The organism is Olsenella sp. An293, assembly GCF_002159495.1.
Lineage (GTDB): Bacteria > Actinomycetota > Coriobacteriia > Coriobacteriales > Atopobiaceae > Thermophilibacter.
The window spans coordinates 182,913-205,242 of sequence record NZ_NFIT01000003.1 but is presented as its reverse complement, the minus strand read 5'-3'; the positions used below and the strand labels follow the sequence as shown (position 1 = coordinate 205,242).

Below are 22,330 nucleotides of genomic sequence, written 5' to 3'. Positions count from 1 at the left end.
CGTGCGGGGCGTCCCGTAAAGTGTAGCGTGGGCACACCGCGCTGTCACTTTTCTCAACCGACGCCCGCAGTGGGCGGCGGGCAAACGCGCCCGGTATAATGGGACGACCTGCCGCACCCGGGAGAATCGAGCGCACCGTGAACGAGCCTCGCATCGACGTCCTTATGGTCAACTGCAACCATGAGAGCACCCTCGCGGAGTCGATCGCGAGCGTGCTCGGGCAGACCTGGAAAAACCTCCGCCTGATCGTCGTGGACGACGGATCGACGGACGGCTCGTGTGCCGTGGTCGAGTCCTTTATGGACGACCCGCGCGTCGAGCTCCACCGCCTGCCGGAGAACCGCCACATCTGCGCCGCAACCAACTACGGCTTCTCGCTCGTGCGCGCCGAGTGGCTCGCGCGCATAGACTCGGACGACGTCTGGTACCCCGAGCGGCTCGAGCGGCAGATGGCCGCGCTCGCCGCGCGCCCGGACGTCGGCGCCTGCTTCTCCTGGTGCGACTTCATCGACGAGGGCGGCCGTGACGTCCGCGACCTCGCCGCGGACCTCCCCGAGGCGCTCGAGCCCGCCTACGCGACGCAGCGCGAGTGGCTGCGCCACTTCTACTACCGCTGCAACTGCCTCATCCACTCCTCCGTGCTCATGCGCACGAGCGTCATGCGCGAGACGGGCGGCTTCGAGCTCGCCTACCGGCAGCTCCACGACTTCGACTACTGGGTGCGGATAGCCAAGCGCCGCAACATCCTCATGGTGCCCGAGAGGCTGGTCGCCATGCGCAAGTTCGTGGGCGACGGCGCGACCAACGAGAACGCGAGCCGAGCCAACCTGCGCAACATCACCCGCACCTTCAACGAGTACCTGGACATCCGCGCTCACTTCTTTGACGACATGCCCGAGGAGGTCTTCCTGGAGGCCTTCCGGGAGGACTTCGTCCGTCCCGACTCCTCGTCCCCCGACGAGCTCGCCTGCGAGCGCGCGCTTCTGCTCTGCCGCCCCCAGGACGACTGGGACGTCAGCGTCACGCCGGCGGGGCTTCGCGCCCTCAAGGCGCTCCTTGCCAACGATCGGACGCGCCGCCTGCTCGAGACCCGCTACGACCTGACCGTCCAGCGGTTCTACGAGATGGCGACCGAGCACCTCTACAACGACCTCGTGGTCAAAAGCGACACGCGCTTCCAGGTCGAGCTGGTGGGCGCCCTTCGCGCCGAGGGGGACCAGCTCCGCGCCGCCGTCGACGCCCTCAACGCTGAGATCGAGTCGCTGCGCGGCCACGTGCGGGCGCTCGAGGACCTCGTCTCCCGGCGCGACGGCGAGCTCTCCTCCCTTCGCGCCGAGATGGACGGCATGCGCGGGTCATCCAGCTGGCGCGTCACGCGGCCGCTGAGGGCCCTCGGCTCAATCCTGCACGGGGGTCGCGGCCGCGACTCGGGGGGCGCCGAGGGGGACGCCGTCTCCGCGCTGGCCCCCGCCGGCCCCGCGCGCCCGAGGGTCCTCGTCCAGGCGCACCTGAGCGGCAACCTCGGGGACGATCTCTTCGTCCGGGCCCTCTGCGAGCGCTACCCCGGCGCGGACTTCCTCCTCTGCGTTGACGGCGGCTACGAGGGGCGCTTCTCAGACATAGCCAACCTCGAACTCCACCCGGTCGAGGAGTTTGGGACGCTCGTCTCGACCGCGGACGCCGCGGTGCACATTAGCGGCTCCTGCTTCATCCGCGACCGCGAGAACTTCGACGCCTTCTTCGCCGCGGACTCCTTCCTCGCCGACCACGCCCGCAGAAGCTACGTCATCGGCGCCAACTTCGGCCCCTACGAGGACGAGGGCATCCTCGAGGCGTACCGGGAGCTCTTCGCCCGCTACGACGGGATCGTCTTCCGCGACCGCTACTCGGCCGGGCTCTTCCCGGGACTCGCCAACGTCGCCTATGCCCCCGACGTGCTCTTCGGCTACCCCGCGACCGTGCGCGAGAAGCGCCGGAGCGCCGTGGTGTGCCCCATCTCGCTCGAGGGGCGGGACGGCACCTTCGGCATCTCCGGGTACGCCGCCGCCTATCGGTCCTTCTCGCTCGCCGCAATCAGGGCGCTCGTCGCGCGCGGCTACGAGGTCACGCTCGCGTCCTTCAACGAGAGCCAGGGGGACGAGCGCGCGATCGAGGCCCTGCTCGCCGAACTGACCGAGCGGGAGCGCGAGCGCGTGACCTGCGTCCGGTACCGCACGAGGCCCGAGGAGGTCCTGAGCGCGTTCGAGGACGCCGAGTGCGTCGTGGCGACGCGCTTCCACGCGATGGTGCTGGGCATCGCGCACGGCTGCCGCGTGCTGCCGATCGTCTACGACCAGAAGACCGAGAAGGTCCTCGAGGACCTTGCCCGCCCGCTCGCGGTGCGGCTCGACGAGCTCGCGAGCGCAGACGCCGGGGCGCTGGTGGAGCGGCTCCTCGCGAGCGACCCGATCGACGCTGCCCCGCTCGCGGCGGGCGCCGAGGGGCAGTTCCAGTTCCTCGACCGGCTGCTGCGGCGCTAGCCGGCGACCTCACCCCCGGAGCAGGCGATAGTAGGGGCTCCAGGGGTCGAAGCTGGGGCTGTGCGAGGGGTCCCCCTCCGCGAGCTCGGGGAGCAGCGCGAGGAGGCGCTCGCCGCGGGCCAGCTCCTCGGGCGACGGGTCCCGTCCCATGAGCGAGCGCGGGGCGTTGAGCCGCGCCGTCGCGTACGGGAGATAGACGTTGCAGAGGCCCGCCGCGTGCGCCCGCACGAACGCCTCGAGCGCGTCCCCCGAGGCGAGGGGGGCGGCGGTCCCGTCGAGCCCCAGGCGCGCGAGCTCGCGGCCGTCCGCGAGAAAGCACTCCGGGTTCACCACGAGCGCGTCGTAGGGCCGCTGGGCGCGGCCGACGTAGCCGCCGTCGTCCTGGGGGAGGTTGCGCAGCATCCGCAGCGGCGTCCCGTCGGGCCGCAGAATCATCCCGGCGTAGTCGAGCAGGCCGTCCGCGCGCACGACGCGCGGGGCGGCGCAGAAGGTCCCGCGCCGGCAGACGTGGCCCACGAGCAGCTCGAGGGAGGCGAGGTCGAGGTCGTGCTCCCGCGTGACGAAGAGCACGAGGTCCGCCTCCCCCACCCCGGGGGCGCGCGTGCCGCGGGCCTGGGCGTACGCCTTAAGCGCGGCGGCGGTCGTGGGGCTCGCCTCGGCGCCGCGGGCAAGTCCCACGGAGGGTGCGGGCGCGGGCACCGGGAAGCGGGTCTCGTAGGTGAAGTAGGCCCAGCCCCTCCGCACCTCGGCCGAGACGCCGGTGCGCGCGAGGTGCCCCTCGATCGCGCGGACGCCCGCCTCCTGCGCGTACTCCTTCGAAGCCGGGTCCCCGGCGGACGAGCCGTCGGTGATCCTCCAGTGGTAGAGGACCTGCGGCACCCGGACCACGGGCGTGCCGAGCTCGCAGATCTTGAACGTGAGGTCGTAGTCCTGGGCGCCCTCCACCTCCGGGCTCGCGAGCGCCACGGAGCCGAGCAGCTCGCGCCTGACCGTGAGCCAGTGGAGCACGTAGTCGTTCGAGAGCAGCAGGTCGGCGTTGAGCGGCGGCTTGATGAGGGGCAGGCAGGGGCGCCCGGAACCGTCGACGTTGTCCTCGTCGCAGAACAGCAGCCCCGGGGCGCGCCCGTCCTTCTCGCCCTCCCGGATCGCGCGGACGAGCTCCGCGAGCGCGCAGGGCTCCAGGAGGTCGTCGTGGTCGAGGAAGCTCACGTAATCCCCGCGACACGCGCGGATGCCGAGGTTGGTGTTGCCCACGATGCCCAGGTTCCCCGGGGCTTCGACCACGCGAACGCGCGGGTCGGCGAGCTCGTCGAGCACCGCGCGCATCCCGGCGTCCCCGGGACTCGCGTTCACGAGCACGAGCTCCCAGCGGCGGTAGGTCTGGGCGAGCACGCCCTGGAGCATCTCGCGCAGAAGGCGCGGCGGCGTGCGAAAGGCCGGCGTCACGATGCTCATGAGCGGCCCCTCCGTCGGGGCCGGCCGGGCGAGAAGAGCCTCCCGCCGCGCGGCGAGCCATGCGGGGTAGTCCGCGTCGACGGATGCGTTGGCGATCCGGGCGTCATAGGCGCCGAGCAGGTCGCGGTGCGCCCGGCGCCCCGCGGCCACGCGCAGGAGGCCCGCCACAACGAGAAAGCGATCCACCTCGTCGGGGACGAGCGCCGCGCGCTCCTCGACCACCCAGCGCTCCCCGCCCGCGAGGGTCAGCTCGTGGCGCGCGAGCGGCGCCAGGCGCACCGGGCGCGCCCCCGCCGGGCCGCGGCCTTCGGGCAGCGCCACGCAGCGCGGGGCATGGGGGCGCCGCGGCGCACGGGCGCACGAGAGGACGACCCACAGGTGCGAGACGGGGCCCGCGGAGAAGTCCCCCTCGTCGCTGCGCAGGCACGCAGCGAGCCTCAGCGCGCGGCCCCGGCGCAGCTCGCCTGCGTCCAGGGGGTGCTCGGCGAAGTAGCTGTCGAGGGTGAGCTCGCCCATCTACGAGCGCAGAGAGGAGAGAGGCGGGTGCACCTGGTCCTTGTCGGAGAGCACGAGCTTGGCGGGATCGAAGGCGTCGTCGCCCTCGAGGGGCGGCCACGCGATGCCGATCTCGGGGTCGTTCCACATGAGGCCGCCCTCGTCGCCGGGGTGGTAGGTGTCGTCGCACTTGTAGCAGAACTCGGCCTCGTCGGAGAGCACGAGGAAGCCGTGGGCGAAGCCGCGCGGGATGAAGAACTGGCGGTGGTTCTCGGCGGAGAGGACGACCCCCTCCCAACGGCCCCACGTGGGGCTGCCCGGGCGCAGGTCGACGGCCACGTCGAAGACGGTGCCGCGCACCACGCGCACGAGCTTGGACTGGGGGTGCTCGATCTGGAAGTGGAGACCCCGCAGGACGCCGCGGGTGCTCGAGGACTGGTTGTCCTGGACAAAGTCGCAGTCGATGCCGCCGACCACGAAGTCGGGCCGCTTGTAGGTCTCCATGAAGTAGCCGCGGCGGTCGCCGTAGCTCTTGACGTCGACGATCTTGACGCCCTCGATCGAGGTGTCCGTGAAGGTGAAGTTGCCGGAAGTGATGGTGGCCATGTCTGCCCTCCTGACGTGTTCGTACGGACGATTGTACCCTCTCCCGGCACGCCGCGGCGCGCGGGCGCCCTACTCGGTCACGACCAGATTGCCGGCGTCGTCCAGCGCGTAGGTCACGCCGTCCGGATGCTCGGGCGAAAAGACCCTCACGTCGCGCACGTACGGGGAGTCCGGCGACTCGATCAGCACCACGGTGTCATAGCCTCGCTGGTCGGCGAGGGCACGGGACGACTCGGGGCTCTGGTACTCGTAGATGCCGCGCCCAAAGAGCAGGTTGAGGTACCCCCTGACGAAGCTGTCGCAGGCGTAGAGGGCGTCCGGGTAGTCGGCGGTGACCGCGCTCGCGATCTTCTCGTTGTCCGCCCGATAGGCCTCGGGCCAGACGTAGGTCCCGCCCATGACGTAGGAGCAGACGTTGAGCGCGGAGGCCACAGCGACGACCGCCACGAACCCCGCGGCCGCCGGCACCCCCTCGCGGCGCCGCGGGCGGGCCTCGAGCGCGTTGCGCGCGAGCTCGCACGTGAGCAGCAGGACCGGCAGGGCGAGCTTGATGCGGTCGTAGCCGTAGTTGACGGCGTGCTGCTTCATGACGAGGTTCTCGAGCACGGGGAAGGCCAGCACAAAGAGCAGCGCGGGCACGCCGGGAGCGAGGCGCGGGCGTCCCCGCCTCGCGACGACCGCCCAGACCAGGGCGCCCGCAAGCAGCGCCCACAGGAGCGCAAACGAGGTCCCGTACCGGGCGAGCAGGGTCGCGTAGGAGGTGGAGGTCGAGGTGGGGCCTCGACTCACGAATCGGGCGAGAAGCGCGTCGAAAAAGGCCGTTGCCGAGACGCGCAGCAGGTAGTGGCCGCAGAAAAGCGCAAACGAGGCCGCGGTGACGAGGGCGAGCCCCGCCGCGCGCGCAAGGCCCGCGCGCCAGCCGTCGTGGCGCCAGATCAGCCCCGCGAGCGCGAAGCCCACGTTGGCGACGTATCCCGTCCACTCGATGTAGGGGTTGGCGAGCGCGAGCGCCCAGAACGCGACGCGCCATCCCCTCGAGCCGCGCTCGGCGTGCCACCACGCCAGTACCTGCAAGGGCAGCGTCACCTGCATGACGGACTGGTGCCAGAAGACCGGGCCCATGCCGTGGAGCACCTCGGGCAGACAGACGTAGGCGAGCGCGCCGGCAAGGACCAGCGCCGCCCGGTGCCGCCGCCCCTCATAGACCGCTGCCAGAAGGGCCGCCAGCACGCACGCGGAGACCGCGAGCGTGACCGTGCCCAAAAGGTAGATGCTCGACTCGGCCACGGGCAGGCCAAACGCCTTGATGAAGGCCCACGCCACGAAGAACCCCGCGGGCGAGAAGGACGTGTAGTAGTAGTTGCCCGCGTCGTCGGGGATGGCGGCGCCCCAGGGGATGTACTTGTCGGCCGGCTCGCCGAGGGTGTCGATGGGCAGGAACAGGTGCTGGGAGGCAGGGGTCTCCTCATAGGCCTGGACCGTGAGCAGGGTGTGCCACGTGGCGTCCTCGTTGAGGTACCTGACCTCCTCGGTCGGGTACCTCAGCGCGGCGTTGAGCGCCACGACGAGCACCACGACGACGCACGCGAGCAGCACCGACCACCGCGAGCCCGAAGACGGACGCGCGCCCTCGGAGCCGGACTGCGCGAAATGCGCCCCACCCATGGCAGCCTCCCCAAAGACCGCGGCCGCGACCTCGTGGGCCGCGGCCGCCTGATTCCTATGACCAGCCGTTGGACGCGAGCCAGGAGGCCCTCGCCGCGACCCAGTCGCTCAGGTACCGGACGTTCTCCTCGTAGGTCTGGTACGGCTCGATGCAGTTCTCGAAGACCTCGTAGCCCCAGAGGACCTCGTCCATGGCCTCGGACGCTTCGAGCTCAGCGGCCATCTGGGCGACCGAGCGGATGCCCGCGGACGTCCCGTCGGCAGATCCCAGCGCCGCCGCGAGCGCGTTGCCGCGCTCCGCGGCGATCCGCGCCACGGCCTGCTCGACCTCGGGACACTTCACGAACCAGACGCGGTGGTCGTCCTCGAACAGAAGCCCCGCGGTGTCACGCCACTCGGCGGCGTCGGCGGTCTCGGAGCGGATGCCGAAGGCGGTGTCGAAGTCCCACACCGGGCCTGCGTAGATGACGTCTCTCAGGCCGCGCTTCTCGGCGTCGCCCTGCGCGGGCAGGTAGTAGTAGGCCGAGGACGCGTGCCAGTCGATGTTCTTGGAGAACTGGTTGACCATGTAGGTCTGGGCGAACGAGTCGACGTCGATGTAGTCGGAGGCGCGGGTGCCGGGCGCCGCGAGCTCGGGGTCGGAGGCGTTGATCGCCTCCTGCATGCGCTCGGAGATGTAGAGCATCTGGGCGTAGGAGAGGTTCTCGGGCTCCTTCACCACGAAGGCGCCCGCGGTGGTGGTGAACCAGCAGCGCTCGCCGCGATAGTAGGAGATGTCGAGCTCCAGCAGGTAGCCGCCGGAGATGTCGGCCGGGTCGGCCATGCCCTGCGCGTACTGGAACGTCTGGCCGTAGCGGTTGGTGCCCTGGGCGAGCGGGAGCTCGTCGAGCTCGACGCCGGGGTTGGCCTCCTCGTTGTCGTCCTCGAGCTTGTGAATGTCGACGCGGCCGTCGTTGATCTCGGCCTTCTCGGAGAGCAGGTAGCTGCCGCGGTACTCGCCGTCGTAGTAGAGGTCGACGGCCGCGCACTCCGGGGCGGTCGACAGGCCGAGTGCCAGGGCGAGGTCGTAGGCGACGGTGTTGCGCAGGCGCGAGGAGTCCGTCGCGTTGGCGAGCAGGACCCAGGTCTTGTTGCGGTTGTCGTCGTTGCCGGTCTGGAGCAGGTCGCACTTCTCCTCGAGCTTGATCTGGTAGGGCTTCTTTTTGGAGAGGCCCCAGGTGGAGTTGCCGCGGCCCTTGATCTGCGAGAGCTCGCCGTCGTAGACGACGGTGCCGTCGGGGTTGACGAGAAGCGCGGAGCCCTTGGCCTTGGCGGAGTGGTCGGGGCTGCCGTCGACGAAGGGACGCCCCTCGTTGACGGGGTCGTCGCTCACGAGGTAGAGCGCGCGCACGCTGTCGGAGACCATCACCGTGAGGACGTGCGGGACCGTGCTGTCGGCATAGCGGAACAGAACCGAGACCGAGCCGTCCTCACCCGCGGGCAGGGCGGAGAGGTCCACGGCGGAGCCGCTCGAGACCTCGACGTAGGTCGCCCCGCCGTCGAGGGAGACGAGCATGGTCTTCCCGAGGTAGGACGGGAAGGACAGGGTGAGCGACGAGAGGTCGGCGTGCGCCGGCAGGAACAGGTGCGGCGTCAGGTCGACGTAGGTCGAGGCGACGCGCGCCGAGGAGCCCTCGGCCGTGGCGACGGTGGTCTCGAAGGTCGGCACGAGCGCGCCGTCGTTGTCGGCGACCAGGGTCTGGCCGTCGACCTCCATGGTCCCGCGCAGCACGTAGCCCGCGCCGGGGATGCCATAGTAGCGGTTGCCGTAGGTGAACAGGCCGGTGCGGCAGGCGTGCGTCGTCTCGTCGACGTAGTAGCGCTGGGCCGCGCCGTCGTAGCTCGCGGTGACGAGCCAGCCCGGGGCCTCGAGCGCGCCGTCGTTGTTGGCGAGGTAGACGGCGCCCGTGGCGGGGTCAGCCCACTTGCCGCGCACGACGGGGCCGTCCGGGCGCGCATAGGCCCAGGTGCCGTCCCCGACCTCGACGAGGCCCTCGGCGATGAGGCCGTCCGCGCCAAACCAGTAGCGGTCGAGCGCGCCGCCGAAGGCGTCGGTGACGACCCAGCCCGAGGCGTGGATGACGCCGTCGTTGTCCACGAGCGGCGCGGCGGCGGAGCCGACGTTGCGCACCACGAGGCCCGTCTGAGCGGAGGCAAAGTACTGCCGCCCGTCAACGGCGAAGAAGCCCGTACGCGCGGCGTGGGTCTCGGGGTCGACGTAGTAGCGCTCGAGCGAGCCGGTGACGACGTCGGTCACCTGCCAGCCCGGGGAGAGGAGCCTGCCGTCGTTGTCCGCCAGGTAGACGACGCCGTCGCGGGCGTAGGAGCCGCGGACGACGTAGCCCTCGGGACGCGCGTAGGCCCAGGTGCCGTCCCCGACCTCGACGAGGGCGTCGCGGACGAGCAGGCCGTCGGCGCCGAGCCAGTAGCGCTGCAGGCCCGAGCCGGACGCCTCGGGATAGGCGTCGCTCACCACCCAGCCGCTGCGGCGGACGCCACCCTCGTAGTAGGCCCAGGAGCCGCCCTCGGCCACCCAGCCCTGCTCACCCGTCCTCGCGGACGCCTCGACGGCGACGACGGGGGCGACGTCGCCCGTCGCGAGCGCGGGGGCGGACGGAACGAGCAGCGCCCCCGTCAGGGCGAGCGCCGCGGCGCCCAGGGGCAGGGCGCGGAATCGTAGACTCATGGCTTCCTCCAAACCTTCGCGCTTGCGCGCCAACGTCGCTATTCTCTCACACCGCGGGCGAGAAGGACCCGGGGGGTGGCTCTTGTCGGCCCGCGGCGCGCTAGGTTGAGGCGCCGAGCACCGAGAGCGAGCGGAGCTCCACGTCAAGGGAGCTCGTGAGCCCGATGGAGCCGACGGCACCCTCCCACCACTCGTAGTAGGCCGAGACGCGGACGAGGTAGCGGTGCTCCCCCGCGCGAAGCGCGAGCCTCAGCACCCGGCCCGTCTCGCCGAGCTCGACGGTCATCTCGCCGTCCTGCGGCGCGTCAACGACGAGCTCGAGGTAGGCGGGCTCCCCGCCGGCCTCCCCCGAGAGCGCCACGGCCACGTTCTCGCCCACGGCGACCGTGCGGGCGCCGTCCGAGGCGGCGAGCGGCGCGCCGGCGTCCGCAGAGGCCTCGGCGTCCTCGCCCCACAGAAGCGGGATGAGGCCGAGCTGCCCGAGAAAGCCCGGCTCGTAGCCCTCGACGAACGACCAGCCGCCCTCGGGCCCGCCCCGCTCGAGCGCGGCGGCGAGCTCGTCTCTCTCGTCGGAGAGGCACCACAGGTCGTAGTCGGCCCCGTCGATGCGGACGAAGGGCTCGTAGTTCTCGTACACGTACTCGAAGAGCAGGTAGTACTTGAGGCAGACGTCGAGGTCGTCGGCGATGGTCCAGGCGTCGCGCGGCATGAGGACGTAGGTCACCCGCGCCGCCGCCACCTCGTCGAGCGCGAGCTCCTGGGACTCGGTCCCGCTCAGGATCATCGGGGACTGGTTGGCGTAGATCGGGTTCTTGCGGCCCACGATGGCGTAGAGGTAGTCGGTGCTCGAGAGCGTGAGGTAGGTCTCGTCGTCGCCCGTCGTGGCGTCGAGGATCGCCGCGAGCGTCTCGTCGGCCGTGGAGCCTCCCGTCACGCGCGTGCCGCCCTCGGGAGCCTGCTTGTACTGCTCCGCCGACCCCCACTGCGCGACGGCCTGGACGAGCTGGGACTCGAAGCCCCCGACAAAGCCCACGCCGTCCGTCGCGGCCACGCCGAAGAGCGCCGTCGTGCAGGCGCCCGCCAGGACGAACCTCCCGAAGGTGCCCGCGACCCCCTCCCCGCGGCGCAGGCTGACGTAGACGACGGCGCAGAGCACCGCGGCAGGAAGCGTCGAGAGCAGCGCGCCGGCGCTGCCCTCGGTGAGGTTGTGCCGGACGACGCCGCGGCTCAGGTTGGCGAGGAAGAAGGCGCAGAGGAAGACCGCGCAGACCCAGGCGAGGGCGACCCGGCGCTCGCGGCCCTCCCCCGCCCCGAGGTCCACGGGGGCGACAAGGGAAAGCCACGCGAGCAGGGCCGCGCCGCCGAGCGGGGCGACGAAGTAGACGAGCGGCGTCACGAAGGCGTCGAGGTCGCCGACCGGGTACACCGCCCAGTTGGCGTTGGACGCGGCGAGCAGGACGAACTCGCGGAGCCTCGAGACGGGGTCGACGCCGCGGGCGAGGCACAGCGCCGCCCAGAGCAGCAGGCACGCGGCGATCGTCGCGGCGGCGACGGCGGCGAGCGGGGCGATCCTCACCCGGCCGCGGTCGCGCAGGAGGCACACGAGGAAGGTGACGGCGCCGGCGACGATGGCAGCGACGCCCGCGTCGAGGCCGATGAGGCAGGTGAGCACCACGCAGACGCAGAAGAGCGCGTAGGAGCGGGCCCCGGGCCGGCGCAGCGCGCGCCAGAGCGCCCAGAGCGAGAGGAACGCGAAGGAGAGCGAGTCCGCCGGCGGCCCCGCGCACAGCAGCAGGTAGCACACTGGCGAGAGGAGGACCCAGAGGGCCGCGGAGCGCTCGGAGAGGAAGTGCGCGAGGACGCGGTACAAGACGATGAAGACGGGCAACGAGCGCAGGGAGTTGTAGATCGCGTTGGCCCAGGGCTCGTAGGGGTTGAGCAGGTAGTAGAGGATGCCCGTGAGCTGGCGCAGCAGCATGTGGGCGTCGAAGCTCTCCACCACGGGCAGCTCGCCGCGGCGGAAGAGCCCGTCGAGGGCCAGACCGTGGTTGGCGCTCTCGAAGTAGTCGGTCCCGTACTCCACGGAGACGGGCGGCTGCGCGGCGCTCAGCAGCACGGCGACCACGAGCAGCACGATCGCCGCGCGCTCGATCGACGCCCGCCTGCCCTCCGGGACCTCGCGCCCCTCGCGCGCGCCCCACAGAAGCAGCGCGACGAAGGCCGCCGTCGCGAGCGCCATGAGGGCGGCGTGGAGGGCGTAGGGGCGCGGCTCGGAGACGAGGCCGCGGACGACGAGCACGTTCTTGAGCTCGAGAAGGACCGGCGTCGCCGCGCAGACGGCGAGCGGGGCGAGCGAGGCGCGCGCGAGGCTCGCGGCGAAGCGGCCCTGGGAGCGCCGATACGCGAGGACGTAGGCCAGCGCCGAGGCGAGCAGCGCGACGCAGGCGAGCCCGAGCGCGAGCGCGGCGGCAGCGGAGGGCGAGCCCCCGGAGAGGGAGAGCGACACGAGCCCAAAGGCCGCGTACGGGAAGAGCGCCAAGAGCGCCGCGCGCACGGTCTGGGGAAGGACTCCCAGCCCCCGCCGGTTGGCGAGGCCGAGCGCGTAGTGGAGGGTGCAGAGCGCGTAGCACAGAAGCGCCGGCCAGACCGGCCAGCCCACGAGCGGCGAGAGCAGCGCGAGGAAGGCGGCGACCCACCCGTACTCGCGGGCGGCGCCGAGCAGGCGGTCGTCCTTCTCGCTCGCCCCGCCCAGGCGGGCCTCGAGCAGCGAGGCCCCCGCGAAAGACGCCACGCCGGCGACGAGAAACACGAGGAAGTAGGCGTAGTAGCGCGCGATGTCCGCGCCCACGTCGATGCCCGAGGCGACGGTCTGCCCGAGGACCCCGCCGTCCAGGGAGCTCGCCTGGGAGGGCTCCAGCAGCGGCATCGCGCCCGAGAAGGCGACGCACGCCGCGACGAGCCCCGTGCAGAGCGCCCAGAGGCGCGCGAGCGCCCCCGAGGACCTCAGGGCAAAGAGCGGGCCCGCCGGGACGGGGGACCCGCCCGCCGCAGAGGCGTCATGTCTGGCGTGGCGCATGTCCCCCACCTAGCGCGAGCCGCGGGCGCCCGAGGGCAGGTAGGCCCCCCGCGCGTTGGCGAGAAGGACGCGGAGCAGGCCGAGGTTGCCCTTGACGGGGCTGATCTTGGTGGGCGTCTTGCCCTGCTTGGGGTAGACGCGGCTCACCGGGATCTCACAGGCGCGCATGCCGAGCTGCGTGGCGCGCGTGGAGAGGTAGGCGAGCAGCTCGTAACCCTCGAAGACCTCGCGGAGGGGCTGGACCCGCTCGTCGGTGAGGTAGCGCCTCGAGTAGGCGCGGAAGGCGTTGGTGGTGTCGGTGAAGCGCTGGCCCGCCGTGAGCGAGATGACCGGCGCGTGGATGAGGCGGACGGCCAGGTTGCGCGAGAGCGGGAGGTTCTCGGAGACCCCGCCCGGCACGAAGCGCGAGCCCTGGACGAAGTCATAGCCCTCCTCGAGCCGCTCGACGAAGCTCGGGACCGCCTCGATACCGTCCTTGTCGTTGCCGTCGATGGTGACGACGCCGTCGTAGCCGCGCTCGAGCGCGAACCAGATGCCCATGCGCAGCTGCGCGCCCTGCTTGCCGGGGCCGCGCTTCACGAGCAGCGTGTTGACTCCGGCCTCGACGAGCGCCTCGTCGGCGGTGCTGCCGTCGGTGGAGCCGCCGTCGCAGATGATGACGTCGACGGCGTCGCACACCCCGGCCGCCTTGGCGCGGGCGAGCTCGCGGGCGATGCGCTCGCCCTCGTTGATGATGGGGATGAGCAGGCAGTAGCGGCAGCGGCGCGGCGCGTACTCCGTCGCGTCAAAGCGGGGGACGCCGGGCCTGCGCTCGTAGGTGACGCGCTCGAACGGGGCGCTCATGCGAAGACCTCCCTCACGCGCTCGAGGCTCGCGCGCAGCGCCTCGGCGCCGGCGCCCTTGCCCATCTCGAGCGAGACGAATCCCTCGTAGCCCGCGGCGACGAGCGCCGCGGCGACCTCATGGTGCAGCTCGCGCGCCACGACGGGGGCGAGGTGAGGCTCGCTCACGTGGACGTGGTTGACGAGCGAGAGGTCGACGTCGGAGACGCCCTCGCCGTTCTCCACCATGGTGCCGAGGTCGAGGTTGACCCGAAGCCCCGGGCACCCGACCTCGCGCGCGAGCGCGCACGCCTCGGGCGTGGCGTTGAGGTAGTCCGTGTTGTAGATCGGCGGGTTGGCCTCGAGCGCGACCACGGTGCCGTGCTCGGCGGCAAACTCGCCGAGCTCGAGGAAGAAGCCGCGCGCGACCGAGGCGTCGCGGCCGTCGAGGCGCCGGTTGCGCGGGCAGCCGAAGACGAGGTTGCCGCAGCCGACCGCCTCGGCGAAAAGGATCGCCTCGCGCGTGTAGGAGAGCAGCGCCTCGCGCCCCTCGGGGGCGCCGAAGACCTCCTCGGTGCGCCCGAACCAGATGGACTGCATCGAGGCGACAGCGAGGCCGTGGCGCGCGCGCAGGCCCTCGGCCCACGCGGCGGCCTCGTCGATGCGCTCGTAGGGCGTGGGCCCGAAAAGACGGCTCGGGGCGATCTCGAGCCCCGAGAAGCCCAGCTTTGCGAGGAGCTCGTACATCCGCTCGTCCTCGGCGGCCTCCCAGGCGATGTTCGACGCGGCGAGCCTCATCGCGCGCCTCCCCTCAGGAAGTCGGCGATCTCGGCAAGCACGGTCTGCCGGTCGTAGAGGTAGCCGTCCGAGCCGCCGAGGGCCTCGGCGTGGACGGTGCGCATGTCGTAGTCGAAGGGGCGCGCGGCGACCTCGTTGACAAACTCCCCGCCGTAGACGTGGGCGTAGACCTCCGCGGCGCTCACGGGCTCCGAGGTCACGTTGAGCAGCTCGATGCCCTCGTCGAGCGCGCGCTCGATGAGGCCCCAGAGGTGCGCCAGGTTGAAGAACTGGAAGCGGGAGCGGCTGTCCGTGAAGCTCTTGGAGTCAAAGTCCGCGCGGGCGAAGGCCTCGGCGAGCGCACCGTCCTTCTTTGCCCCGGGGACCAGCTGCCAGAAGCCGTACTCGTTTTGGGCGTAGCCGCGCTCGATGAGGGGCTCGGCGGCGCCGAGGCGGGCGTGGAGCTCGTCGGAGAGCATCCCCGGAACGGGGTGGGTGAGGTCGTAGAGGAAGTTCTTCTTGAGGTTTTTGCCAAAGAGCGCGGGGAGCCTCACGATGAGGTGGCGCGGGCAGCTGCGGGCCACCCAGCCCTCCATCTCGAGGCGGTTGGCACCGTAGGGGGCGAGCTCGGAGGCGTCGATGGGCGTGGTCTCGTCGACGCCGCGCGGGTCGGGGTAGACGTCAACCGTGGAGATGAAGACCGTGCACGCGCAGCCGATGCGCTCGATGTTGCGCTCGGCTTGCTCGATCATGTCGTGGTCGAGGTCGGGGCGTCGGTTGGCGAGGAACTTCTCGGCGCGCAGGCCGGAGTAGACGAGCACGTCGCCCCCCTGGCCGTAGGCCTCCTCGATGTTCTTGGAGTTGTAGAGGCCGTCGAAGTCCGTCTGGGCCGCGAGGTTGGAGCCCACGAAGCCGGTGTGCCCCACGAGCAGCTTTCTCATCTCGTCTTGCCTCCCGTCACCTTGTGGATGTCGCTGACGACGTAGTCGCTCTTGCGCACGAGCTGGCCGAGGATGAGCGAGAGGTACTTGACTACGAGCACCATCAGCGTGAAGAGCCCGGCGAAGCAGAAGGAGACCAGGACGATGGTGGTGGTCCACCCCTCCACCGGGCGGCCCATCACAAACACCGCGATCGCGTAGACGAGCGCGAGCGCCGTCACGCCGATCATGATGAGCGAGAGGGTCTTGGCGGCCTGGTAGCCGATGCTGGTGTAGAACAGCAGCGAGTCGATGGCGCGCTCGCGGCGCTCCCGCGTGAACCCGGCGCCCTCGCCGGAGAGCTCGACGGGATAGGTCAGCGAGCTGCGCGCGAGGCCGCACGAGGCGTAGGCGGCCTTGACGAGGGGCGTGGAGACGTTGACCGCGCCCACGCGGTTGATGGCGCGGCGCGTGACGAGCGTGAAGAGCTCGGTCTCGAGCGCGCCGGGCAGCGTGGAGAAGCGGTTGAAGACGTCGTAGAAGAGCTTGGAGGAGACGGTGCCGCCGCGCTCGGGGACGGCGGCGACGATGTCGTAGCCCTCCGTCGAGCGGCCGAAGACCTCGGCGAGCATCTCGGTCGTAAGCGGCACGGCGGGGCGCTCGAAGGTGAAGACGAAGTCGCCGATCGCGGTGTCGATGCCGGCGCGCATCGCCCGCTCGACGCCGTGGAAGACGCCGAGGGAGACCACGCTGAACACGGTCTCGCCAAAGCCGGCGGCGACGTCGCGCACGACGGCCATGCTGTCGTCTGCGGAGGCGTCGTCGACGCACACGATCTCATAGTGCTCGAAGAGCTCGTCGAGGCCGCCGGCGAGCGCCGGGAGAAACCCCTTGAGACTCGCGGCGCAGTCGTGCACGTAGACGACGGCGGAGACGAACTGCTTTCTCTTCTCGTTGTCAGCCATGCTTAGCCAAGAACCTCCTCAAGGTCATAGACCGTGTTGATCTTGCCGGAAAGAACGCTCACGTACCGCGGCTCCTCGGAGTGGACCCGCACCACCGTGGGCCTCGAGTCGTCGACCTCGGAGGCCTGCAGGATGGGCTTCATGGAGAACAGCGACGAGCGGTACGCGAAGCCGAGCTCGTCTCTCATGTACTTGCGTGCGAGCGAGGACATGTAGGGCCAGGAGCTCTCCGGGCGCGCGGGGCAGTCGTCGCAGTTGCCGAGCTGCTCGGGGCAGCAGTGGCCCTGCGAGGCCCCCTGGCAGCGAAAGCGCGGCAGGTCCTCGAAGGACGTGTCGTGCGGGGTGAAGGTCACCGAGGTGAGCGAGTGGCACCCCGTCTTGCCGAAGGGCATGATCGAGAAGAACGGCCCGTCCATCACGGTGAGGCCGACGTCGCGCAGCGGCGCGGCGACGTCGCAGAGGATAATCTCGCAGAGCTCGTACTTGATGTTGAACGCCGGGAAGCCGAAGCGCGCGTTGACCTGGTTGACCGAGGCGTAGGTGGCGTTGAGCACGAAGGGCGTGCGCACGGTGACGCCCTCCATGGGGATGACCCACTCCCCCGCGTCCTTCTCGACCGGGCCGGCCGGGCGGGCGCCGTAGACGATCTTCGCCTCGGGGCAGCGCGAGAGCTCCTCGAGCAGGCGCGCCTTGAGGATCTGGGCGTCGTAGGTGTACTCCTTGGTGAGGAAGGCGCCGTCGACGAGCCCATCCTTGAAGTAGCGCGCGGCAGGGACCTCCTCGCAGGGGATGCCGGCGCTCTCGCAAAACCTCACGAACTGCTCCGCGTTGGTCCAGGAGCACGCGGCCGAGGTGGCGTAGACCTGGTCGAAGTCCTGGTGCACGCAGAAGCCGTAGTCCTCCATGAAGCGGTTGAAGTAGTGGGCCGACTTCTGGGCCGTGGTGATGGAGCGCGGGTAGTGATAGCCCATGTGAACGCGCGCCTGGTTGATGTAGGTCGCGCGGCGGAAGGGGGCGTCGTCGTGCTCGAAGACGATGACGTCGCGCCCGGAGCGGGCGACGTGGAGGGCGGAGTAGAGCCCGTAGAGGCCCGCCCCGAAGATTGCCATCGACCAACGCTGTTGTGACGTCATTGAAGCGATTTCCTTAGAACGCAGGACCGAAGGGATTTCGGGCGCGCAGGCGCCCGCGGGGGGCGCTACTCGTACTCGGTGGTGTACTCGAAGTCGGGGTAGACGCCCTCGACGACGACGTCGCTCACGTCGAGCGTGGGCGAGGCGGCCGCCATCGTCGTGAGCTCGACGGTCCCGACGCCGTCTTTGATGGTCACGGGCACGTACTGGGTCGAGTCGGCCGGGACGTACCACGCGTTGTGCAGGTCGACGCCACGGCCGGCCTCGACCTCGAGCTCCGTGAGCGGGTTGACGTAGACGACCGGGCTCAGCCCGCCGACGGCGAAGCCCGAGCCGGCGTTGACGGTGAGGCGCACGTCGGCGACGGCCTGCAGCGTCGGGTCGGAGGTGGTGAGCGTGACCTGCGTCACGCTCTCGTTGAGCTTGGTCACGGTGACGTCGACCTCGACGTCGAGGGCGTTGCCGCCGTCCGAGCGCGTCCAGATCGTGTGGGTGTTGCCCGTCTGGGAGGCGGTCACGCTCGGCTCCCAGTCGCGGTACAGCAGGCGGTAGAACCACCAGCCGGAGTTTCTGACCCACGCGCTCCACGCGCTGAGGGTGGGCGACGGGGTCACCACGTAGTCGGGGTCGGACTCCTCGAACGAGGAGAGGTATTGGGCGCGCTGCTCGTCTCCCAGCACGTGGATGATGTAGTCGGTCCCGGAGGGCTGGAACTGGTCGGTCTGCACCTCGAGGGCGCCGGCGTAGGTGCTCCAGACCGTGCCGTCGCCGACCACCTCGGCCTCCTTGGCCACCGAGACGCCGCAGGCGTCGGTGAGCCACGCGTCGAGCTTCTCGTAGTAGGTGTACTCCGCCGGGTGGCCGGCCTTGAGCGTGGCGACGCGGCTCATGCCGTAGAAGCCGGTGAACACGCCCATGGCGAGGACCCCGACAAACGACGCCGCGAGGGGCTGCACGCGCCGCAGGCCGCCCTCGGGGACGGCGTCGAGCGCGAGGCGCGCGAGCGTGAAGGTGCCGAGCATGAAGGTGGAGAGGTAGATGCCCTCGTAGAGGCCATCGGTGTTGCGGTTGCCGATGGTGTAGGCGTAGTTCCAGAGGATGCAGCTCGCCGCGATGGTCGTGGCCGTGAGCAGAAGCGACCCCTCGAGGGTGCGCGGGGCGCCCTTGCGCCGCGCGCGCAGGCACAGGAGCACGAAGAACGCGATGAGCAGGATGGTCACCGGGGCCAGGCGGGCGTCGAAGATCGAGACGAGCTTGCCGTCGCGCGGGTCGTAGAACCAGCCCTGGTACGAGGCGACCCCCATCGTGTAGCTGAACCACTCGAGCGGGTGGCCGAGAGACACCACGAAGACGCTGACGAGAAACGCCGCGACCGAGATCGCGACGTACCTCAGCGCCGCCAGGACGACGTCGACCAGCCCCTTGGAGTAGCAGGCGATGTAGAGGACCGCGTAGTGCAGCGAGAGCACGCCGTAGAACACGACGCCCATGTCGTTGCTCCACGGGATGAGGGCTCCCGCCAGGATGGGCGTGACCACGCCGAAGACGCGCGCCTCGGAGCGCGTGGCCCCGACGCCGCGCCGGACGTGGAGAAGCGCCTGGATGATCAGGATGCCCAGGACCATGCCGCCCGCGCGGATCATGCGGTTGGAGTTGCCGGCGGTGGTGCCGAGCATCACGAAGTAGTCGTCCGGCGACCAGGTCCTCACGTACATGGTGAAGCAGACCATGAGCGCGGTGGGGAGGCGCGCGTGCCTGAAGCCGCCGAAGACGGCGACGGCGCACGCGAACACGAAGAGCTCGAAGAACAGGAAGGTGAGGAAGTTGGTCGCGAACATGCTGTTGGCGAACGTGTTGCCCACGAGCGCCAGGACGCCGGAGACGGTGTAGAGCTCACCGGCGCCGAGGTAGACGCTGAAGTCCTTGTAGGGGACCTGTCCCGCGAGCAGGCGCCTCGGCGGGTTGTACGCCTGCCAGTCGCCGTTGATCGCGAAGAAGTCGTTGAAGAAGCTCGCATCGAAGCCCGCGCCGACCGCGAGGCATATCAGGAGGATGACGAAGACGACCCAGCCGATGACGTCGGCCGCGCGCGCCCAGGTGGGAAGCGGCGCGGCCTCGCGCTCGGGCGAGGCGTCCGCGACTGCCTGGAGATGACGTGCCACTGGAAACCTCCCTTGTCTCACGTCACATAACTCCGAAGCATCTTAGCACAGCGGCTCGGGCCGTCAGTCCCCCGCGAGGACGGCGGCGTCCACAATGCTTACGGGGGCGCTCGCCTCGACGGAGAGCGCAGGCGAGGCGCTCTCCCACCACTGGTAGTAGGCGGACACCCGCACGAGGTAGCGGTGCTCGCCCGCGCCCACGCCAAAGCTCACGGCTCGCTCCTGCGCGCCCGCGCCGATCGTGAGCGTCATCGTGGCGTCCGAGGACGCGTCCACCGTGAGCGCCAGGTAGGCCGGGCGCGCGCCGACGCCCTCGGGGAGCCCGAACCCGAGAGACTCGCCCGCGCCCAGGGCGCGCGGGAGCTCGACGCCCGCCTCGGCCTCGACCGGCTGGTCCCAGGCGCCCCTCTCGTCGAGCTCCGCCCAGACGAGCGGGACGAGCCCGAGCCCGGGGCCGGGCAGCGGGTCGTAGCCCTCGACGGCCGCCCAGGAGCCCTCGGGCAGCGCCTCGGAGAGGGCCTCGAGCAGCCGGTCGCGCTCGCCGGCACGGCACCACACGTCGTAGCTCGCCCCGTCGAGGCGCGCGAGCGGCTCGTAGCCCTCGTAGACGCGCTCGAAGAGGCGGTAGTACTTGAGGCAGGTGTCGAGGCCGTCGATGGCCGTGCCCGCCGAGCTCGGCATGAGGACGAGGGCGGGGTCGGCCTCCTCGATCTGCGCCAGGGCGCGCAGCTGGCCGGAGTCGCCGCTGATCATGGCCGGGGCCTGGTTGACGTAGAGCGGGCTCTCGCGCCCCGTCACGGCATAGAGGTAGCCCGAGCCGGAGAGGTCGAGGAAGGTCTCACCCTCCGCGAGCGTCGCGTCGAGCAGCCCCACGAGGGTCTCGTCGACCCTCGAGGAGCCCGTGACGCGCGAGCCGGGCTCGGGGTCGGTCTTGTAGGCGTCCGTCGAGGCCCACTGCTCGAGGGCGAGCGAGGCGGCGCTCTCGAAGCGCGTCGCGTAGTCCACGCCCTCGGAGACGGGCAGCAGGAAGAGCAGCGTCACGACCCCGCTCGCCGCGACGAAGCGGCCGAAGGACCTCACGCCATCCTCCCCCGAGGCGAGGCCCCGGTGCAACACGAGCGAGAGCGCCGCGAGCCCCGAGGTCGAGAGCAGCACGGCGACGTTTCCCTCCGCGAGGTTGTGCCGCACGACGCCACGGCTCAGGTTGGCAAGGTAGAAGACTGCGAAGAACGCGAACGCGACCCACGTGGCCGCGACCATGCCGCCGCCCCGGAAGGCCTCGCGGGAGCGCCGCGAGACGACGTGCGCGACGAGGGCGAGAAGGACCGCGGCGGGAACGACGAGGTAGTAGACGCCAAAGGCGACCGAGGAGACGTCCGCGACCGGCCAGGTGGCCCAGTTGGCGTTCGAGGCGGCGGTGGAGACGAACTCGGCGAGGCGGCCCACGGGGTCGATCCCCTTCAGGGCGCAGACCGCCACCCACAGCAGGAGGAAGCCCGCCGCGACGGCGACGCCCGTTGCCGCTGCCCTCCCCCACCTCACGCGCGAGCGGTCCTGGGCCCAGACGAGGGCGAGGGTCACCGCCGTGGCCACGATGCCCGCGAGGCCGGAGTCGAGCCCCAGAAGGCACAGCAGCGCCACCGAGAGCCACAGCAGCGCGTAGCGCGGCGCCGACGGCCTCCTCACCGCCGCCCAGAGGGCGAGCAGCGCCACCACGGCATAGGCGAGCGAGGGCAGCAGGTAGCGAGAGCCCGCCGTCAGCAGCAGCGCGGGCGAGGCGACCGTCCAGAGCGCTGCGGCGCGGGCGGGCAGCACGCGCGAAAGCGCCAGGTAGAGCACGAGCGTCAGCGGGACGTTGACGAGCAGCTGGTAGACGAGGTAACCCCACGGCTCGTAGGGGTTGAGCAGGTAGTAGAGGATGCCCGTGAGCTCGCGCATGAGCATGTGCGCGTCGAAGTTCTCGACGAGCGGCACCTCGCCTCGGCGGAAGAGCGCGTCCAGGGCGATCCCGTGGTTGGAGCTCTCGAAGTACTCCGTGCCGTACTCCACGGTGACGGGGGGCTGCCAGGCCGAGAGCACCACCGCGACGACGAGCAGGGCCGCCGCCCGGCGCCGCCAGAGGCCGGCGTCCGGCACGCGCCGGTCCCCCCTCGCGTCGCGGGCGAGAAGGACGAGGCCGGCCGCGCCGCAGCAGGCGGTCAGCAGGGCGTAGACGGCGAAGGGCCGCCCGGCGGCGATGACGCCGCGGGCGACGAGGACGTTTTTCAGCTCGAGCAGGACGGGGTTGGCGGCGCAGGACGCGAGGAGCGGCACGCCCGCGCGGGCGAGCGCCGCCGAGAAGCGGTCCGCGTCGCGGCGATACGGCCCCAAAAAGAGCGCGACGCAGCCGCCGACGAGGGCGACGGCGAGCGCGACGCTCGCGCAGAGGGCCCCCGTGAGCGCGCCCTGCGCGAGGGAGACGGAGGTGAGCAGGAAGACGCCCAGCGGGAAGAGGGCGAGAAGCGCGCCCGACGTCAGCTCGTAGGAGGGCGCGCCGAGGCGCCGGGAGAGCGCCGCGAGGACGAGGTGGAGGGTGCAGCCGAGGTAGCACAGGACGAGCGGGGCGAGCTCGGCGCCCGTGACGAGCGCCCACCCGCCGAGAAACGCGCAGACCAGGCCGTACTCGAGGGAGGCGCGCTCGAAGCGCGCCGCGTCGCCGCCCTCGGCAAAAGGGCCCGCCCCGGCCCAGCGCGAGAGGAGCGCGGAGGCACAAAGCGCCGCGACGAGCGCGACGAGCAGCAGCGCGAGCAGGCCGTAGTAGCCCCCGACGACGCCCGAGACGTCGACCCCGGAGGAGACCGCCTGCCCCATGGCGCGGTCCGAGAAGGACGAGAGCGCGACCGACTGGGCGAGCGCGAGGCCGCCCGCCCGGGAAAGGCACGCGACGACGAGCGCCGTGCAGGCCGCCCAGAGCGCCGAGGCGCGGCCCAAGGGGCTTCTCGCTCCCCCGCTTCTCTCAAGGTGTCTCATCG

Annotated in this window: 13 protein-coding genes; 1 reads left to right on the top strand and 12 read right to left on the bottom strand. The window is 71.1% G+C overall.

All coding sequences use genetic code 11. The annotated features are described in order from the left end of the window. The first annotated feature begins 137 nt into the window (after positions 1 to 137). Positions 138 to 2,519 carry a glycosyltransferase gene (locus B5F85_RS03055; RefSeq protein WP_158094547.1) on the top strand — a complete coding sequence of 794 codons (2,382 nt, stop codon included), beginning with the start codon at positions 138 to 140 and terminating at the stop codon, positions 2,517 to 2,519. Between the two features lie 9 nt (positions 2,520 to 2,528). Here B5F85_RS03055 and B5F85_RS03050 read toward each other — a convergent pair whose 3' ends face one another. The 12 genes from B5F85_RS03050 to B5F85_RS02995 form a co-directional block, all read right to left on the bottom strand. After that, entirely contained in the window at positions 2,529 to 4,490 is a 1,962-nt protein-coding gene (locus B5F85_RS03050) for a glycosyltransferase (RefSeq protein WP_087314284.1), read from the bottom strand. After that, positions 4,491 to 5,075, bottom strand: a complete 585-nt coding sequence (rfbC, locus tag B5F85_RS03045) for a dTDP-4-dehydrorhamnose 3,5-epimerase (RefSeq protein ID WP_087314282.1) — start codon at positions 5,073 to 5,075, stop codon at positions 4,491 to 4,493. A 69-nt stretch (positions 5,076 to 5,144) separates the two neighbouring features. Next, the gene (locus tag B5F85_RS03040; protein WP_087314280.1) at positions 5,145 to 6,740 is read right to left on the bottom strand and encodes a hypothetical protein; all 1,596 of its coding nucleotides are present in this window, start codon (positions 6,738 to 6,740) and stop codon (positions 5,145 to 5,147) included. Positions 6,741 to 6,795: 55 nt separating this feature from the next. Next, positions 6,796 to 9,465, bottom strand: coding sequence for a CotH kinase family protein (locus B5F85_RS03035; protein WP_087314278.1), 2,670 nt, complete (start codon positions 9,463 to 9,465; stop codon positions 6,796 to 6,798). Positions 9,466 to 9,565: 100 nt separating this feature from the next. Then, on the bottom strand, positions 9,566 to 12,541 hold the full coding sequence (locus tag B5F85_RS03030) for a hypothetical protein (protein ID WP_087314276.1): 2,976 nt from the start codon (positions 12,539 to 12,541) through the stop codon (positions 9,566 to 9,568). 9 nt (positions 12,542 to 12,550) lie between these two features. Continuing rightward, positions 12,551 to 13,384: a glycosyltransferase family 2 protein gene (locus tag B5F85_RS03025; RefSeq protein ID WP_087314274.1), complete on the bottom strand. Its 834-nt coding sequence runs from the start codon at positions 13,382 to 13,384 to the stop codon at positions 12,551 to 12,553. Next, positions 13,381 to 14,160 carry a sugar phosphate isomerase/epimerase family protein gene (locus B5F85_RS03020; RefSeq protein ID WP_087314272.1) on the bottom strand — a complete coding sequence of 260 codons (780 nt, stop codon included), beginning with the start codon at positions 14,158 to 14,160 and terminating at the stop codon, positions 13,381 to 13,383. Before B5F85_RS03020 ends, B5F85_RS03025 begins: the two co-directional genes overlap by 4 nt. Beyond that, entirely contained in the window at positions 14,157 to 15,080 is a 924-nt protein-coding gene (locus B5F85_RS03015; RefSeq protein ID WP_087314269.1) for a sugar nucleotide-binding protein, read from the bottom strand. The genes B5F85_RS03020 and B5F85_RS03015 overlap by 4 nt, the downstream gene beginning before the upstream one ends. Further along, positions 15,077 to 16,024, bottom strand: a complete 948-nt coding sequence (locus B5F85_RS03010; RefSeq protein ID WP_087314267.1) for a glycosyltransferase — start codon at positions 16,022 to 16,024, stop codon at positions 15,077 to 15,079. Before B5F85_RS03010 ends, B5F85_RS03015 begins: the two co-directional genes overlap by 4 nt. Positions 16,025 to 16,026: 2 nt before the next feature. Beyond that, on the bottom strand, positions 16,027 to 17,157 hold the full coding sequence (locus B5F85_RS03005) for an FAD-dependent oxidoreductase (RefSeq protein WP_204204611.1): 1,131 nt from the start codon (positions 17,155 to 17,157) through the stop codon (positions 16,027 to 16,029). Positions 17,158 to 17,222: 65 nt separating this feature from the next. Next, positions 17,223 to 19,319, bottom strand: a complete 2,097-nt coding sequence (locus B5F85_RS03000; protein WP_087314263.1) for a hypothetical protein — start codon at positions 19,317 to 19,319, stop codon at positions 17,223 to 17,225. A 63-nt stretch (positions 19,320 to 19,382) separates the two neighbouring features. Next, a complete protein-coding gene (locus B5F85_RS02995) occupies positions 19,383 to 22,328 on the bottom strand; it encodes a hypothetical protein (RefSeq protein ID WP_143786120.1) in 2,946 nt (981 codons plus the stop codon). Positions 22,329 to 22,330: the final 2 nt, after the last annotated feature.

What these genes read in the sequence shown, in the direction of transcription:
- B5F85_RS03020 (WP_087314272.1), bottom strand. Translation starts at nt 14,160, where the DNA reads ATGAGGCTCGCCGCGTCGAACATCGCCTGGGAGGCCGCCGAGGACGAG.
- B5F85_RS03030 (WP_087314276.1), bottom strand. Translation starts at nt 12,541, where the DNA reads ATGCGCCACGCCAGACATGACGCCTCTGCGGCGGGCGGGTCCCCCGTC.
- B5F85_RS02995 (WP_143786120.1), bottom strand. Translation starts at nt 22,328, where the DNA reads ATGAGACACCTTGAGAGAAGCGGGGGAGCGAGAAGCCCCTTGGGCCGC.
- B5F85_RS03025 (WP_087314274.1), bottom strand. Translation starts at nt 13,384, where the DNA reads ATGAGCGCCCCGTTCGAGCGCGTCACCTACGAGCGCAGGCCCGGCGTC.
- B5F85_RS03035 (WP_087314278.1), bottom strand. Translation starts at nt 9,465, where the DNA reads ATGAGTCTACGATTCCGCGCCCTGCCCCTGGGCGCCGCGGCGCTCGCC.
- B5F85_RS03040 (WP_087314280.1), bottom strand. Translation starts at nt 6,740, where the DNA reads ATGGGTGGGGCGCATTTCGCGCAGTCCGGCTCCGAGGGCGCGCGTCCG.
- B5F85_RS03010 (WP_087314267.1), bottom strand. Translation starts at nt 16,024, where the DNA reads ATGGCTGACAACGAGAAGAGAAAGCAGTTCGTCTCCGCCGTCGTCTAC.
- B5F85_RS03005 (WP_204204611.1), bottom strand. Translation starts at nt 17,157, where the DNA reads ATGACGTCACAACAGCGTTGGTCGATGGCAATCTTCGGGGCGGGCCTC.
- rfbC (WP_087314282.1), bottom strand. Translation starts at nt 5,075, where the DNA reads ATGGCCACCATCACTTCCGGCAACTTCACCTTCACGGACACCTCGATC.
- B5F85_RS03015 (WP_087314269.1), bottom strand. Translation starts at nt 15,080, where the DNA reads ATGAGAAAGCTGCTCGTGGGGCACACCGGCTTCGTGGGCTCCAACCTC.
- B5F85_RS03050 (WP_087314284.1), bottom strand. Translation starts at nt 4,490, where the DNA reads ATGGGCGAGCTCACCCTCGACAGCTACTTCGCCGAGCACCCCCTGGAC.